Annotated in this window: 3 protein-coding genes (1 of these 3 running past the window's edge); all 3 read right to left on the minus strand. The window is 71.6% G+C overall.

Annotated elements, in window-relative coordinates; translation table 11 throughout:
• Tightly spaced (each overlapping or abutting the next), the 3 genes in view from RDV84_RS19570 to RDV84_RS19580 form a layout consistent with a single transcriptional unit that may run on beyond the window.
• Positions 1-1,665, minus strand: a complete 1,665-nt coding sequence (locus tag RDV84_RS19570) for a multidrug ABC transporter permease/ATP-binding protein (protein ID WP_309151299.1) — start codon at positions 1,663-1,665, stop codon at positions 1-3.
• The gene (locus RDV84_RS19575) at positions 1,656-10,232 is read right to left on the minus strand and encodes a non-ribosomal peptide synthetase (RefSeq protein WP_309151300.1); all 8,577 of its coding nucleotides are present in this window, start codon (positions 10,230-10,232) and stop codon (positions 1,656-1,658) included. Before RDV84_RS19575 ends, RDV84_RS19570 begins: the two co-directional genes overlap by 10 nt.
• Positions 10,229-16,919, minus strand: the 3' portion of a protein-coding gene (locus RDV84_RS19580) for a non-ribosomal peptide synthetase (protein ID WP_309151301.1). The gene runs 2,918 nt beyond the window's last position; 6,691 of the gene's 9,609 nt are visible here — the last part of the coding sequence; its start codon lies off the right edge, out of view; the stop codon is at positions 10,229-10,231. Before RDV84_RS19580 ends, RDV84_RS19575 begins: the two co-directional genes overlap by 4 nt.

A 16,919-nucleotide genomic window follows, 5' to 3' on the forward strand; every position in this document is an offset into this window, starting at 1 on the left:
TTACCCCAGCGCCTGCGCCGGCGCATGCGCCATTCGCCCTCCCGTCGCGTGGTCGCCGTCGTACTCGGCCAACTGGCCGCCGTCGAGTTTCAGCACCCGGTCGGCGAGGTGGAAATAGCGGTCGTCGTGGCTGACCGCGACGATGGTCTTGCCGGCCGCGCGCAACTCCGGCAGCAGGTGCTCGTAGAAGAAACGGCGGAACGCCGGGTCCTGGTCGGCCGCCCATTCGTCGAGCAGCAGGATCGGCCGCTGCTCGGCCCAGGCCAGCAGCAGCGCCAGACGCTTGCGCTGGCCCTGCGACAGGCGCGTGTCCGACAGCACGCCGGCGCCGACGGACACCTTGTGCGCCAGTTCCAGCCGGGCCAGCAGCGCCTGCGCGCGTTCGTCGCCGAAGTCCGCGCCGTCCGGGCCGAGCACGCGGTTGAACAGATGGAAATCGGAAAACACCGTGGCGAACAGGCGCCGCAGAGCCGGCGTGCGGGCGGCGTCGATCTCGGTGTCGTCCAGCCACAGCGCGCCCTGTTGCGGGCGGTACAGTCCCGACAGCACCCGCATCAGCGTGCTCTTGCCGCTGCCGTTGCCGCCGATCACGAACAACAGTTCGCCGCGGCGCAGGCTCAGGTCGATCGGACCGACGCCGAAGCCGGCTTCCTCCGGGGTCGCGGCGGCATAACGATAGGCCGCGCCGCGCAACTGCAGGCGCGACCAGTCCGCCGGCAGCGCCGTTTCGTCGTCGCCGAAGCCTTCGCGGTGCGGCGCCAGTTGCAGGCTGTCGACCTTGGCCAGGGCCACGCTGCCGGCGATCAGGCTCGGCACCGAACCGACCATGCCGGCCATCGGCGTGCGCAGGAACATCAGCGCGAAGGCGAACGTCGCGGCCGTGCCCGGGCTGGCCCAGCCGAGGTAGCCGACCAGGAAGAACACCAGACCGATGGTCGCCAGCAGGATCGTGTTGATCCAGTTCTGGTTGAGGCCGTTGTAGATGTCGGTGCGGATCTCGTGGTCGCGACTGCGGCGGGCGTCGGGCTCGAACTCGTGTTCGTACACGCTGCGGGCGCGGTCGCGGTTCAGGGCCAGTTCCTTGCGGCCCTCGACCACGGCCTGGTAGTGACGGTACAGATGGTCTTCCATGTCGCGGGCCAGGCGCGCCTCGCGCCGGGTGCGCGCCATCAGCAACGCGCTGCAGCCGACCGCTATGGCGATCATCAGCGCGCAGGCGGCGAACAGCGGCAGCGACAGCCACGCCAGGTAGGCGAAGCCGCCGAAGGTCAGGGTCAGGCCGTAGACCACTGACGGCAGGCTGGCGAAGGCCAGGGTGATGGTGTTGATGTCGCCGTTGAGGGTGGCCAGGATGCGCGCCAGTCCGACCCCTTCCAGCCGCTCCACGTCGGTGTCGAGCACCCGCTTGACCATCGTCTGGCGCAGCCGGTAGACGACCTTGTGGCCGAGCGTGGACATGGCCAGTTGCGCGGCGCTGCCGAACACGAACAAGGCCACCAGCAGCGCGGCGAAACCGGCCAGCCCGCGCGCGTCGCCGACCTGCGCCAGCAGGCGGTCGACGTAGCCGATCATCGCCACGCCGATCGCGGCGCTGACCAGGCTCAGCGACATCGCCAGGGCGATGAACGCGCGATGGCTGCGGAACAACAGGCGGATCAGCGACATGGGGACACCTCCGCGGCGCGGGCGCGGCGCGCGGCCGCGGCCACGGCGTCGGCCAGGGCCGGCGACTGCATGATCGAATAGTGGTCGCCCGCCAGCACGGTCTGCTCGACCGCGGCATGCGCCTGCCACGCGTCGGCGCCGCCGCCGAACAAGGCCACGCTGTCGGCGGCCTGCCAGTGCGCGACCGGCGCGGCGAGGCGACCGGGACGGTAGCCCGCCAGCACCTCGTCCCAACTGCGGAACAGGCGCAGTTGCAGCAGATGGCGTTCGGCATCGGCGACGCCCTGCCCCGCCAGCGCTGCGTAGTGCGCGGCGAGCACGGTTTGGCGCGCGGCTTCGTCGGCCGCTTCCACCAGCGCGGCATCCAGCGCGACGAGCTGTTGCGGCTGCGCGTACAGCGGTTCGCGCTGGGCCGGCTCCAGGTAGGCGAAGTACTCCGGCAGCCAGCGCAGGCCGTGCAAGGCCGGATCGGCGATGCGTTCCTTCTCGCGCCAGCCGAAGCAGTCGATCAGGCCGAGCCAGGCGACCTGGTCGCCGGCTTGCTCCAGGCGCTCGGCCAGGGCGTAGGCGAGCGTGCCGCCGAGCGACCAGCCCAGCAGCGCGTACGGGCCTTCAGGCTGCTCGGCGCGGATCAGCGCCAGGTAGTCGTCGAGCAAGGCCTCCAGGCTCGCCGGCCGCCACTGATTGTCGACCAGCATGCGCGAGTTGATGCCGAACGCGGCCACGTCCGCATCGAGGCGTTCCAGCGCCGGCGCATAGGCCAGGGTGTGGCCGCCGCCGGGGTGCAGGCAGAACAGCCGCTGCGTCGCCGCGCCGCCGCCGCGCAGCCGCACCAGTGCATTGGCGCCGCCGCGCTGCGCGCCCAGATGCTCGCTCATGCGCGCGATGCTCGGATGCTGGAACACCAGCGCCAGCGGCAAGTCCTGGCCGCGCAGGCGGCGCAGGCGACTGAGCAGCGAGGTGGCGAGCAGCGAGTGGCCGCCGAGGGCGAAGAAATCGTCGTCGATGCCGAAGTCGCTGCGCGCCAACACCTGCCGCCACGCATCCAGCAACTGCCATTCCAGCGCGTTGCGCGGCATGCGCCGGTCGGCCGCCTGGGTCGCTTCCGGCTTGGGCAGCGCCTTGCGGTCGAGCTTGCCGTTGGCGGTCAGCGGCAGCGCCGGCAGCAGCTGGATCTGACGCGGCAGCATGTAGTCCGGCAGCACCGCGCGCAGCGCATCGCGCAACGCTTGCGGATCGGGTTCGGCGTTCGGCGCGGCGACGGCGTAAGCCATCAGCCATGCGCCCTCGCCCTGCCCTTCGACCGTCACCGCGGCGTCGACGACCTGCGGCAACGCCGCGAGCTTGGCCGCGATCTCGCCCGGTTCGATCCGGTAGCCGCGCAGCTTGACTTGATCGTCGCCGCGGCCGCGGTACTCCAGCGATCCGTCGGCGCGGTAGCGGCCGAGGTCGCCGGAGCGGTAGCGGCGTTGGCCGTCGACCGCCACGAAGCGCTGCGCGGTCAATTCCGGCCGCTGCCAATAGCTTTGGGCGACGCCGTCGCCTTCGACCACCAGTTCGCCGACCACGCCCAGCGGTACCGGCTGGCCGGCGTCGTCGAGCACGTGTACGGCCAGGTCCGGCAATGCACGGCCGATGCGGCTGGCCGGGCTTTGCAGGTCTTCGTCGCTGAGGCGGTGGAAGCTGACGTGCACCGTGGTTTCGGTGATGCCGTACATGTTGACCAGCTCGGCATCCGGGTAGCGCTCGCGCCAGGGTTGCAGGCGCGAAGGTTCGAGCGCTTCGCCGCCGAACACCACGGTCTTCACCTTCAGCGGTACGTCGCGTCGCAGCGCCTGCGACTGCAGCGCGTAGAACGCCGACGGCGTCTGGTTGAGCACGGTGATGCCCTGTTCGGCGAGCAAATCGAGGAAGGCATCGGGTTGGCGGCAGACCGCTTCCGGCACCAGCACCGCGCGGCCGCCGTACAGCCACGCGCCCCACAGTTCCCACACCGCGAAGTCGAAGGCGTGCGAGTGGAACAGGCTCCACACGTCATGTTCGTCGAATGCGAAATGGCCATCCTGCGTGGCCGCGGTGAACAGCCGCTCGACATTGCGATGCGTGACCACCACACCCTTGGGCGTGCCGGTCGAACCCGAGGTGTAGATCAGATACGCCGGCGCGTCGGCGGGCACCTCGGGCAGTTCGCCCGGCGTCGCCGCATCGAGCTGCGCGCGAGTGAACGGATCGTCCAGGCACAGCGCCGTGCCGGGCAGCTCGACCGCCAATGCGCGCTGGCTGACGCTGAGGCAGACGCCGCTGTCTTCGAGAATAAAACCGCGCCGCGCCGCCGGGGCCTGCGGATCGACCGGAACGTAAGCCGCGCCGGTTTTGAGGATCGCCAGCAGCGCGACCAGCAGATCGCGGCCGCGCGGCAGGCACAGGCCGACGCGTTGGCCGGGGCCGGCGCCTTGGCGGATCAGCAATGCCGCCAACTGCGAAGACCGCCGATCGAGCGCGGCGTAGTCGAGTTCGCCGTCTTCGGCCGAGACGGCGATGCGCGCGGGATGGCGCTGCGCGACTTCGATGAAGCGCGCGACCAGACTGCCGACGCATGGGTAGCTCGCGCGTTCGGTCCAGGCGGCGGATCGACTCTGCGAAGGCAGCAACGGCAAGTCGTCCAGTCGCTGCAACGACGGCAGCTGCCGCAGCACGAAGGCCAGATCGTCCAGCATCTGCTCGACCAGCCAGCCGTCGAGCTTGCCGCGGTCGAGCACCGCTTGCACGTGCAGTCTGGACTCGTCGGCCAGCATCGCCAGGGTCAGCGGATAGTGGGTCAGGTCCGCGCCGTCGTGCTCACGCACGCGCAGTTCGCCACCATCCTCGCCCGGCGCGGCGGGATAGTTCTCGAACACCAGCAGGGTATCGAACGGCGACACGCCGCCCGTCAGGCCCGACAAGGCCTGCACTTCGGCCAGCGGCAGGTGTTCGTGCTCGCGCAGGTCCACGCCGTGCCGTTGCAACTGCGCCAACCATGCGCCAAGCGATGGCGACCGCTCCAGTTGCGTCCGGTCGAAGCGCAAGCGCAGCGGCAAAGTGTTGATGAACACGCCGAGCATGCGCTCCACCCCGGGCAGTTCGGCCGGACGGCCGGAACTGGTCAGGCCGATGCAGAAATCGTCGCGGCCATAGTAACGGCGCAGCACCAGCGCCAGCGCGCCCTGCACCGCGGTGCCTAGCGTGACCGCGTGAGCGGCAGCCAGCGCAGCCACGGCGGTCGCATCGAACTCGCGTTGCACATGGGCGAAACCGGGCTGCGGATCGGCGGCCTCAGGCAATCGCGCGGGCGCGTCGAGCGCGGCCAGTTCGCGCGACCACCAGGCGCTAGAGCCCGCGCGATCCTGCCGCGCCAGCCAGCCCAGATAATCGCGATACGGCGGCGCCGCGGGCAGCGCCGGCCGCTGCCCGCGCGCAAGCGCGCGGTAGCCGGCCATCACTTCCTGGATCAGCAGCGCCGAGCTCCAGCCGTCGACGATCAGATGGTGGCGCGTCCACACCACGATATGCCGCCGCGGCGCGCACTGCAGCAGGCGCACCCGCATCAGCGGCACCTCGTCGAGCGCGAACGGCGTAGTGCGGTCCTCGCGTTGGATCTCGGCCAGGATCGCGGCGATGCCGGCTTCGTCGCGATCGCGCAGGTCGTGCCGGCGCGGCGATAGCGACGCCCGGCTGCGAACCACCTGCAGCGGCCGTTCCAGGCCGTCCCAGGCGAAACCGGTGCGCAGGATCGGATGCCGAGCCAGCGCCAGCGTCCAGGCCTGGTCGAATGCGTCGGCATCGAATTCGCCGTCGAGGGTGACCGTGCTCTGGTTGATGTAGAGCGGCTGCTCGCCGGCGTCCAGGGCGTGGAACAGCAAGCCTTGCTGCAGCGGCGACACCGGATAGGCGTCTTCCAGGTCCGGATAGCGATGGATCAAACGGTCGAAACCGGCGTCGTCGAACGCGGCCAGGGCCAGGTCGCTGCGCGTGGGGACGGCGGCGTCGCGGCCGTCCAGTGCCAGTAGCGCCTGCAGCGCGGCGATGAAATCGTCGGCCAGCGTCTGGATCGCATCGCGGCCGATCGCGTCGGCGGGATAGGTCCAATCCACGCTCAACTCGCCGTCGACGACGATGGCGCCGACATCGAGCAGATGGCTGCGGCGGGTGCCGGGCGCGCGGCTGCCGCCGTCGTCGCCGCCGGCGAAGTCCCACCCCGCGGCCTCGCCCGAACGCACCTGGCCGAGGTAGTTGAAGCAGACCTGCGGTACCGGCAGGTCGGCGAGTTCGCCGTGCAGGTAGCGCAGCACGCCATAGCCCAGGCCGCGATCGGGAATGTCGCGCAGTTGGTCCTTGACCGCGGCCAGCGTCGCGGCCGGCACGGCGCCGGCGGGCAGACGCAGCCGCGCCGGGTAGCGGCTGGTGAACCAGCCGACGGTTTCCGACAAATCCAGCTCGCTGTCGACCGGCTCGCGGCCGTGGCCTTCCAGCTCGATCACGATGTCGTTCGCGCCGCACAGTCGCGCCAGCGCCGTCGCCAGCGCGGCCAGCAGCAGCTCCTGCGGTTGGGTGCGCAACGCGCGCGTGTCCTCGCCGAGCAATCGGGCGGTGGCGGTGCGGTCGAGCCGCGCGTGCACGCTGGCGCTATCGCATTCGCGGTTGGCGCTGGCGGCGAACGGCAGCTGCGCGCAGTCGCCGGATTGCGGTCGCGCCCAGTAATCGCGCCATTGCTGCAGGCGCCGCGGCGACAGACCCTCGCGCAGATGCCGCTGCCATTGGCCGAAATCGCTCGGCGGTGGCGCCAGGGCCGGCGCGCGGCCGTCGGCGGCGTCGCGATAGGCGCGCTGCAGGTCCTCCAGCAACACGCGCCAGGACACGCCGTCGATCAGCAAATGATGCGCGACCAGCAGCAGACGCCCATCCGCGGCATCGGCGGCGGTGAGATAGAGCGCGCGGAACAGCGGTCCGTTGTCGAGGTCCAGGCTGGCTTGCCAGGCGCGCATCGATTCTGCGCGGCTCGCCGGGTCGTCGCTTTCGCGGTGGGCGAACTGCGCGGGCAGCCACGGGCCGATGCGCTGCTGCCACGTGCCGCTTGCATCGCGGCCGAAACGCGCGCGCAGCATCGGATGGCGTTCGGCCACGGCGCGTACGGCGGTCTCCAGCGCAGCCGGCCGCAGGCGCTCGGGAATGCGGATGCAGACCGACATGTTCCAGTGCGCGGGCTGCTCCAACGCCTGTTCGAAGAACCAATGCTGGATCGGGGTCAAGCCGAATGCCTGTTCGGCTTCAGGCGCGGGCTTGGCCGCGGCGGGCGCCGGCGCGCTCGCCTGCACGTGAGCGCTGAGCGCGGCCAGGGTCGGATGGTCGTACAGCTGTCGCGGCATCAGCGCCAGCCCGGCTTGGCGCGCCCGCGCTACGACTTGCAGACTCAGGATCGAATCGCCGCCGAGCGCGAAGAAGTTCTCGTGCGCGCCGATATGCTCGCGGCCCAGCAGCTTTTGCCACAGCTCGCGCAGCACTTCGTTGACCGGGGGTTCGTCGGCGGTCTCGGCCGACGGATCGGTTTCGTCCTGCTGCAACAACTCGGCCAGCGCTTGACGGTCGATCTTGCCGTTGCCCAGGCGCGGCATCGATTCGACCACGCACCAGCGGGTCGGGCATAGGTATTCGGGCAGGCGCTGCGCCAGCGCGTCGGCGACACCGTCCAGCGTGCCTTGCACGCAAGCGCCCAGTTGCAATACGCCGTTGGCGCCTGGCAGAGCCAGCACCGCGGCGACTTCGACGCCGGGCAACTGCGCCAGCACTTGCTCGACTTCGCCCAATTCCACGCGATAGCCGCGAATCTTGACCTGGTGATCGCCGCGGCCGAGGTACACGATCCGGCCTTCGCTATCGAGCTTGGCGAGATCGCCGCTTCGGTACAGCGTGCGGCCCGGCGCGAACGGATGCGCGACGAAGCGTTCGGCGGTTTGTTCGTCGCGCTGCCAATAGCCCAGCGACAGATTGCCGCCGCCCAGGTACAGCTCGCCGGCCACGCCGATCGGCGCCGGCAGACCGAAACGGTCCAACACCCAGGCCTCGTTGCCGGCCAGCGGACAGCCCACCGGGACGCCCTGCTCCGCCGGCCATTCGTCCGGCACGGTGCAGGTCAGGATACCGACCGTGGTTTCGGTCGGGCCGTAGTGATTGACGATCCGCAGCGACGGCGCGAGCGCGCGCACCTGCTGGACCAAGGCGCCGCTCAGCGCTTCGCCGCCGGTGACCAGGCATTCGCGCGGCAACACCGACGCGCCGCCGCCGGCCGCCAGCAAACCGGCCAGATGCGAGGGCACGATCTTCAGGCAATCCACCGGATGCGCCTGAAGATGTGCGGCCAGCGCTTGCGCATCGAACGCCAGCTCCGCCGGCAGCAGCCGAACGCGGCGGCCGCTCAGCAAAGCGCCGAACAAGGCGGTGAAACCCAGGTCGGCCGCGACCGTCGATAGCGTAGCCAGCGACGCGTTCTCGCCGAGTTCCAGCACCGGCAACACGCCGGCGACGTAATGCGCCAGACTGCCCTGGCTCACCACCACGCCCTTGGGCGTGCCGGTCGAGCCGGAGGTGTAGATCAGATAGGCCGGAGTATCGACATCGACATCCACGCGCGGCGGTTCCGCATATGGCGCGGTGTCGCCCAGGACCGATTCGGCATCGAGCCAACGCACGCTGGCCGGCAGCCACGCCGGCGCAGCGCCCCAGCCGATCACGACACCCGCACCGCTGTCGTCGAGCACGGCGATCTGACGCGCATCGGGATGTTGCGGGTCCAACGGCAGCCACGCCGCGCCGCGATGCCACACCGCGGCCATCGCCGCCAGTTGCGCGAACGTCCGCGGCAGGCACAGCGCGACGTGCGCGCCCGGCGACGTACCCGCCGCGTCGAGCATCGCGGCGATCCGGCCGGCCGCCGCGCGCAGCTGCGCGTAGGTCCAGCTGGCATCGCCCTCTTCCACCGCCACCGCTTGCGCCGGTGCCTGCCACAGCAGCGACTGCGCGGTGGCGACGGCCGCGGGCTCGACGGTTTGATTCCGCGCCTCATGCCCGAGCACGACCTCGCCGAAGCGAATCTGCGGCGCGGCGCAAACCTGTTCCAGCAGGATTTCGAAATCGGCGAGCAGGCGTTCGGCCGTCTGCTCCTGGAACAACTCGGTGCTGTACTCCAGATGCAGGCCGAGATGGGCCTCGTCGCGGCGCTCGGCGATGCGCAGGCTGAGGTCGAAACGCGCCAGCCGCTGTTCCTGCGCCAACGGCGCGATGCTCAGCCCAGGCAGGGCCAGGGCGCCGGCGTCGGGCACGTTCTGCAGCACGAACAGCACCTGGCACAGCGGCGGACGGACGCCGTCGCGGGCGATGTCCAGCCGCTCCAGCACGTGCTCGAACGGCACCTGCGCGTGCTCGAACGCGGCGGTGATGGTGTCGCCTGCGGCCGCGGCCGCCTGGTCGAAGCGCAGCGAGGCCTCGACCCGGTGGCGGATCGCCAGAGTGTTGACCAGGCAGCCGATCAGCGGTTCGAGTTCGGTGCGTTGGCGGTTGGCGATCGAGGTCGCCATGCACAGGTCGCCGGTGTTGCCGTAGCGCGCCAGCAGCCAACCGAACGCGGTCTGCAACAAGGTGTACAGCGTGGTCTCGCGTCCCGGCAGCAGATTCGCGGTCAGGCCGTACAGGCGCCGGGTCAGCGCCGCCGGCAGCGTGCGCCTCGCTTCGGCGCCGCCGTGACCGCGCGCCTGCGTGGCGGGCCGGGCGCGGTCGAACGGCAGCGACAATTCGTCCGGCACGCCGGCCAGCGCGTCGCGCCAATAGTCGCTGTGGCGGCGGAAGCTGGCGCTGCGCTGCCACAGTCCTTCCCAGGCGGCGTAGTCGGCGTACTGCGCCGCCAGCGGCGCCAGCATCGCAGCGCGACCGTCGGCCAGAGCCGAATAGGCCTGCACCAGCTCGTTTTGCAGCACGCCTTCGGACCAAGCGTCGAACGCGATGTGGTGCACACACCACAGCAAGGCCCAGCGCCGCTCGCCGAGCCGGTACAGCTCGATCCGCAGCGGCGCTTCGGCATCGAGCGCGAACGGCTGCGCCTGCATCGCGTCGAGCCGCTCGCGCAGTTGCCGGCCGGCATCGCCTTGCAGGGTGCGCTCTTCCAGCGCCAGCGGCGCGTGCGCCAGCACCTGCTGTTGCGGCACGCCGTCGACTTCGCGATAGACCGTGCGCAGCACTGCATGACGTTCGACGATCGAGTCCAAGGCGCCGCGCAAGGCGCGGAGGTTCAGTTCGCCGTGCAGTTCCAGGCCCGAGGCGAGGTTGTACAGGGCTTGCGCGGACATGCGCTCGACCAGGTACATGCGGCGTTGCGCGAACGACAGCGGCGTGGCCGCATCGGCCTCGGCGCGGGCCACGATCGGCAGCAGCGCCGCGTCCAGGCCGCGTTCGTCCAGGCGCGCCAGGAACAGGTCCTGCTTGTGCGCCGGCAGGTTGATCGCGCGTTCGGCGATCGCGCGCAGTTCGGATGCAGCGGTCATTCCAGTTCGTCCAGCAGATCGTTGAGGAAGCCGATGTCGTCGGCGGCGATGCGCTGGTCCGCGGCGGCGATGCGCTCGGCCAGTGCGGCGATGGTCGGACGGGCGAACAGCCCGGCCAGTTCCAGTTCCACGTTGAAGCGCGCTTCGACCCGCGCCTTGAGCCGGATCGCGCCGAGCGAGTTGCCGCCGAGAGCGAAGAAGTCGTCTTCGACCCCGACCTGTGGCAGCCGCAGCAGTTCGCACCAGATCGCCGCGAGTTCGCGTTCGCGTTCGTCGCGCGGCGCCACCGGCGCGGCCGCGGTGGCGGATGCGGCCAGGCGCGGGGCTTCGGGCAGGCGCTTGCGGTCGAGCTTGCCGTTGACCGTCAAAGGCAATTCCGGCACCACCGACCAGGCCTGCGGCAGCATGTAGTCGGGCAGCCGCGCGCCCAGCCACTGGCGCAGCGCGGCCGGCTCGACCTCGGCGGAGGCCGCGCCTGGATCGGCGACCGCATACGCGGCCAAGTACGCCTCGCCCTGCGCCGGCCGCACCGCGACGACCACCGCTTGGCGCAGCGCGGGATGGCCGGCCAGGACCGCGCCCACTTGTTCCGGATCGACCCGGTAACCGCGCAACTTAAGCTGATGATCGCTGCGGCCGAGGAATTCGAGTTGGCCCTCGCCGTTCCAACGCACCCGGTCGCCGCTGCGGTACCAGCGTTGGCCTTCGGATTCGAAGAACGCCTCGGCGCTGAGCTGCGGCTGGCCGTGATAGCCGCGGCCGACGCCGGCGCCGCCGATGACCAGTTCGCCCGGCAGTCCCGGAGCCACCGGCCAGCCGTCGCGACGCACGCTCAGGCGGGCGTCGCCGAGCGCCCGGCCGATGGCGACGCGGCCGTCGTCGCCGAGCCGGTAGTGGCTCGCCACCACCGTGGTCTCGGTCGGGCCGTAGGTGTTGATCAGTTGCGGGCCGCCGACGACGTGCCGGCGCCATTGCGCGAGCAAGCCCGGCTGCAGGCTTTCGCCGCCGAGCACGCACAGGCGCCAGCACGCCGGCGCCTGCGCGCCCTGCGCGGTTTCGGCCAGCACGTTCCACAACGCGGTCGGCAGGCTGGTCACGCTGATCGCCTGCGCCGCCAGCGCCGCGCAGAAGCCGCTGGCCTGGGCCAGGAACTGCGGACCGGCGACCACTACCGTTGCGCCGTGGGCCAGGCTCACCATGGTCTCTTCGATGGCGATGTCGAAACCGGGCGAGGCCAGATTGAGCACGCGGTCGTGCGCGCCGATGGCATAGGCCGCGCCGGCCGCGTCGACGTAGGCGGCGAGGTTGTCGTGGCCGATCACCACGCCCTTGGGCGCGCCGGTCGAACCGGAGGTGTAGATCAGATAGGCGATGCCGGCGGCGTCCGCCCCGCCATCGCTGTCGTCGTCGCCGTCTGGCGCTTCGGGTTCGCTGGCGGTGTCGATGGTCCAGCCCGGCACGCCCAGGTCGAGCGCGAAATCGGCGTGGCGCAGCAGCGCGCCGGCGCCGGCATCGGCGGCGATGGCCTGCAGGTGCGCCGGCGGATGCGCCGGGTCCAGCGGCAGGAACGCGCGCGCGGCGCGCCACGCCGCCAGTTCGGCGACGATGGATTGCCAACCGCGCGGCGCCAGCACCGCGACCGGCGTGCCGTCGCGCGGCAGATGCCGGGCCAGCGCGCCGGCGCGGCGCCACAGGCTGCGGTAGTCCAGGCGGGTTTCGCCGTCTTCGACCGCCAGCGCCCGCGGCGTGCGCAGCGCGTGTTCGCGGATGCGCGCGGCGACGTGCGTCGGCGCCGGCGCGGTCGTCGGCGCCGGCCAGCGCTCCTCGACCCGGGCGAGTTCGTCCAGGGTCCGCGTCGGCGCGTCGGCGACCGCTTCGAGCAAGCGCAGGTAGTGCGCGGCGAACTGCTCCACGCTGTCGGCATCGAACAGATCGGTGGCGTACTCCCAGAACGCCACGCAGCCGTCTTCGAGCTGGTTGACGTCCAGCGACAGATCGAACTTGGCGCTGCGGCTGGGCGCGTCGAGCGCATGCACCTCGATGCCGGGCAGCGACAGTCGCGTCGGCTGCGCGGACTGCGCCGAGAACATGATCTGGAACAGCGGATTGTGGGCCAGTTCGCGCGGCGGCCGCAGCGCATCGACCAGGTGCTCGAACGGGGTATCCTGATGCGCCAGCGCCTGGGTCACCGTGGCCGCCACCGCGTCCAGCAGCTGATCGAAGCGCATCGAAGGTTCGGCGTGGTGGCGCAGCACCAGGGTATCGACGAAGAAGCCGATCATTCCGTCCAGGCCGGCATGGTCGCGCGCGGCCGACGGCGTGCCCAGCACGATATCCTCGGCTTCGCTGAAGTGATGCAGCCAGAGCACGAACACCGCCTGCAGCAGCACGTAGCGGCTGACCCGCTGGCGCGCCGCCAGCGCGTCCAGCCGCGCCACCAGCGCCGGCGGCAGCGGTTGGCGCAGGGTCGCGCCGGCGTAGGAGCGCTGCGGCGGACGCGGCCGGTCCAGCGGCAGGTTGTGCACCGTCGGCAGGCCGTGCAGGCGCTCTCGCCACCAGGCCAGTTCCTGCGCCGCACTCGCCTGCCCTTCGCGGCCGCGTTGCCACAGCGCATAGTCGCCGTACTGCAGCGGCAGCGCCGGCAAGGCTTGCGCCGGTTCGGCGTAGGCCGCCTGCAAGTCGGCGAGCAGGATCGGCAGCGAGGCCGCGTCGGCGACGATGTGGTGCAGCACCAGCACCAGCACATGGCGGTCGGCGGCGCGGCGCAGCAAGGCCACGCGCAGCGGCGCTTGCTCGGCCAAGTCGAACGGGCGCGCGGTCAGTTCCGCCACGCGCTCGCGGCAGGCCTCGTCGCTGCAACCGGTCGCGTCTTCGATCCAGCCGGTGCCGGCCGCGGCCGGGCGCACGGTTTGACGGCCTTCGCCGTCGCGTTCGCCGAATCGGCTGCGCAGGATCTCGTGGCGCGCGCACACCGCGTCGAACGCGGCCAGCAAGCGCGCGGCGTCGAGTTCGCCGCGCAGCTCCACCACCGCCGGAATCAGGTAGTCGGCGGCACCGCCGGTCAGGCGTTCCAGCGCCCACAACCGGGCCTGGCCGAACGACAACGGCAGTTCGCCGGAGCGATCGGCCGCGACCGGCGCGTCGGCGTTCGCGCCGTCGGCCAGCGCGTCGATGCGCGCGGCCAGCTCGCGCACGGTCGGCGCGGCGAAGATCGCCGCCAGCGGCGGCGCATGCGGATAGCGTTCGCGCACCCGCGCGAGCAGGCGCACGGCCAGCAACGAATGGCCGCCGTGGGCGAAGAAGTGATCGGTCGTGCCGAGGCCGTCGTTGCCGAGCAGTTCGCGCCACAGCTCCAGCAGGACCGCTTCGGTCGCGGTCTGCGCGGGCTGGGCCGCGCTGGGCTCGCGTTGCCATTGCGGCGCCGGCAGTGCGGCGCGGTCGAGCTTGCCGTTGACGGTCAGCGGCAGGCGCGCCAGCACGGCGTAGGCCTGCGGGCGCATGAACGCGGGCAGGCTGCGTTCGACCTGCCGCTCGGCGCGCTCGCGCAGCGCGGCCGCGTCCTCGTCGCCGGCCAGCCACGCGACCAGTCGCGGTTCGCCGACGGGGTCGGTGCGCAGATCGACCGCGGCGGCGCGCACGCCGGGCACGGCCTGCAATTGCGCGGCGACTTCGCCGGTCTCGATGCGGAAGCCGCGCAGCTTGATCTGGCCGTCGCCGCGCGACAGATAACGCAACTCGCCGTCGCCGCCCAGGTGCACGCGGTCGCCGGTGCGGTACGCGACTGCGCCGTCGGCATCGACGACGAAGCGTTCCGCGGTCAGGTCCGGCCGGCCCAGATAGCCCGACGCCAGCGCGGGACCGGCGACGTAGAGTTCGCCGATCGCGCCCTGCGGCAGCGGCGCGCCACGCGCGTCGCGCACGCTCAGGCGCAGGTTCGGCAGCGGCCGCCCGATCGGCGGCAGCGCCGGCCAGCGCAGCGGATCGGCCGGCAAGGTATGCGCCGTGACCACGTGGGTCTCGGTCGGCCCGTAGTGATTGACCAGACGGCATTGCGGATGCGCGGCGAAGAAACCGCGCAGCGCCGGCGAAACCGACAGCGCCTCGCCGGCGACCGCGACCAGGCGCAGCTCCGGCAAGGGCCGTTGCGCCAGCATCGGCAACAAGGTCAATACCGCCACGGGCAGGAACAGCCGCTGCACGCCGCGGGCATGGATCAACTCGACCAAGGCCGGCAGGTCCTGGCGCTGCGCCTCGCCGACAAGCACCAGGCGCGAACCGCTGACCAGCGCGGTGAAGATTTCCTGGAACGAGACGTCGAAGTTCAACGAGGTGAACTGCAGCGTCGCCAGGCGTTCGCCGAACAGCGGCTGGTCGGCGGCCTGGGCGGTCAGCAACTGGGTCAAGGCGCGATGCGGCAGGACCACACCCTTCGGCGTGCCGGTCGAGCCGGAGGTGTAGAGCACATAGGCGGCGCTGTCGGGATCGATCGTCGCCGTCGGCGCTGGCGCGAAGACCGCACCTTCGGCGGGCATCGGCAGGCGCGGCGCGTCGGCGCCGATCAGCGCCGCCTCGCCCGCCGCGTCGGCGAGGATGCAGCGCAATCGCGCTTCCGCTGCGATGCGCAGCAAGCGCTCGCTCGGATAGGCCGGATCCAGCGGTACATAAGCCGCGCCCAGGCGCAGGCAGGCGAGGATCGCGACGACCGGCGCGCAGCCGCGCGCCAGGCACAGGCCGACCCGGTCGCCGGCACGGACGCCGTGGGCGTACAGATAGTCGGCGCAGTCGCGCGCCTGCCGCGCGAGTTCGGCGTACTCGATGCGATGCTCGCCGTGCTCCAGCGCGACCGACTGCGCATGGACTTGGGCGCTGTGCTCGAACCAATGCCAAAGATCGGCGTGCGCGACGGCCGCCGCGGCGGGTGCCGGTTGCGGCAACGCCGCGGCGGCGAGCGCGAGTTCGCCGGCCGGCGCGTCGGGACGCTCGGCCAGATCGGCCAGCAGCGCCGCCAGCGATTCGCCGAGACTGCGCACGGTATCTTCGCGCAGCAGCGCGGCGGCGAATTCGAACTGGCCGTGCAAGCCGCCGTCGCGGCGGGTCAGGTGCAGGCTCAGGTCGAACTTGGCCGTGCCGCTGCCGTGGTCGAGCGCAACCAGGCGCGCATCCGGGAATTCCAGCGCGGCGCCGCCTTCGTGCACGGCGAACAGGATCTGGAACAGGGGCGACGGCCCGCCCTGCCCGGCCGCCCCCAGCGCCTCGACCAGGGTGTCGAAGGGCTGCGCCTGGCGATCGAAATCGGCCAGGTATTGCGCGCGGCCGGCGCGCAACGAGTCGGGCAGGCTGCGCGAGCGGTCGACGGTTTCGCGCAACACCAGGGTGTTGGCGAAGAAGCCGATGGTGTGCTCGAACTCGGCGCGCTCGCGGCCGGACACCGGTGTGCCCAGGACGATGTCGTCGTTGTCGGAATAGCGCGCCAGCACCAGCGCGAACGCGCTCTTGAGCAGCATGAAGGCGGTGACGCCGCAATCCAGCGCCAATGCGTCGAGCCGGGCCACCAGCGCCGCCGGCAGCACGAAGGCGTGGTGGCCGCCGCGATGATCGGGGCGCTCGGGACGCGGGTAATCCAGCGGCAGGCTGTGCACCGCGGGCGCGCCGGACAGGCGTTCGCGCCAGTAAGTCAGCAAGCTGCGTTCGCGCTCGGGCGTGAGCAGACGCTGTTGCCAATCGGCGAAATCGGCGTAGTGCAGGCGCGAAGCGTCTTCGTTGTCGCGCTCGCCGCGCAACGCTGCGCGATAGGCGGCGTTGGCCTGGGCCATCAGCAGGCCCAGCGAGGCGCCGTCGGCGGCGATGTGGTGCAGGCAGACCAGCAGCGCGTGCTCGTCCGCGCCCAGCCGGATCAATTCGATCCGCAGCGGCAGTTCGCGCCCCAAATCGAACGCGGCGGTCGCGCTGGCGTGCAGGCGTTGCTGCAGGCGCGCCTCGCGTTGCGCCGGCGCCAGCGCCGACAGGTCGAGCTCCCGCCACGGCAGCGCGGCCTGCGGATCGGGCAGCGCATACGGCGTGCCGGCGTCGCTGGCGATGCGGCTGTGCAGCGCCTCGTGCCGCGCCAGCAGGCAGGCGAACGCGGCGCGCAGCGCGGCCGGGTCCAGCGCGCCTTCGATCCGCCACGCGCCGGGCATGTTGTAGCTCGGCGAAGCGGCGTCGAGCTGTTGCAGGAACCACAGCCGGCGCTGTGCGGGCGACAGCGGCAGACGCTGGGTGCGCGACAGCCGTTGCGGTATCGCGGTCTCGACCTCGCCGCGCTCCAATGCCGCGGCCAGGGCGCGCACGTTCGGCGCGGCGAACAGTTCGCGCAGCGGCAGGGCCCGCTGCAGGCGCGTGCGGATCAGGCCGGCCAGCCGCGCCGCGGCCAGGGAATGGCCGCCGGCGCGGAAGAAATCGTCGTCAGGGCCGAACCCGGGCTGGCCCAGCACTTCGCGGAACAACGCCAGCAACGCGATTTCGCCCTCGTCCAGCGCTGCCGCCGGCGATGGCGGCGCTGCATTCCAATCCGGCGCCGGCAGGGCGCGGCGGTCGAGCTTGCCGTTGACGTTCAGCGGCAGGCGCGGCAAGCGCACGAAGCGGCTCGGCACCAGGTAGAACGGCAGTTCGCGCGCGAGCGCGGCGCGCAAGTCGGCTTCATCGGGCACG

The sequence above is a fragment of the Lysobacter yananisis genome (assembly GCF_031199375.1).
In the GTDB taxonomy this organism is placed as follows: domain Bacteria; phylum Pseudomonadota; class Gammaproteobacteria; order Xanthomonadales; family Xanthomonadaceae; genus Lysobacter; species Lysobacter yananisis.

Coding starts and splice junctions, on each gene's coding strand:
- RDV84_RS19575 (WP_309151300.1), bottom strand. CDS start 10,232: ATGACCGCTGCATCCGAACTGCGCGCGATCGCCGAACGCGCGATCAAC.
- RDV84_RS19570 (WP_309151299.1), bottom strand. CDS start 1,665: ATGTCGCTGATCCGCCTGTTGTTCCGCAGCCATCGCGCGTTCATCGCC.